At 65.5% G+C, this 310-nt stretch carries 1 protein-coding gene; it reads right to left on the bottom strand.

Annotated features, from left to right (window positions below; genetic code table 11):
- Positions 1–310, bottom strand: a 310-nt coding sequence (locus AC22G6_RS21915; RefSeq protein WP_487368519.1) for an NAD(P)(+) transhydrogenase (Re/Si-specific) subunit beta, incomplete at both ends; no start/stop codon positions are given.

Raw genomic sequence — 310 nt, 5'->3', positions numbered from 1 at the left:
CAGCGAGATCACCACCGGCATGTCGGCGCCGCCGATCGGCATCACCAGCACCGTGCCGAGCGCGAGCGCGAGCACGAAGAAGATGAACACTTCAAAGCCGCTCGGTTGCGCCGAGTAGCTCACCGTCAGGCCCACGCCGAAGGTGGCCAGCGCGAGGAAGAAGTTGACGTTGTTCTGCGCCGGCAGCCGGATCGCTTTCTTCATGATCCCCTGCAGCTTGGCAAAGGCCACGCAGGAGCCGGAGAAGGCCACCGCACCGATGATCGCGCCCAGCGCCATCAGGGTGGAGGTGATGCCGTCGTGCGCTGCA

It is taken from the genome of Parazoarcus sp. PS-13 R2A (assembly GCF_057621855.1).
The sequence above is the reverse complement of the archived record's forward strand: the minus strand, read 5'-3'. Positions and strand labels throughout refer to the sequence as shown.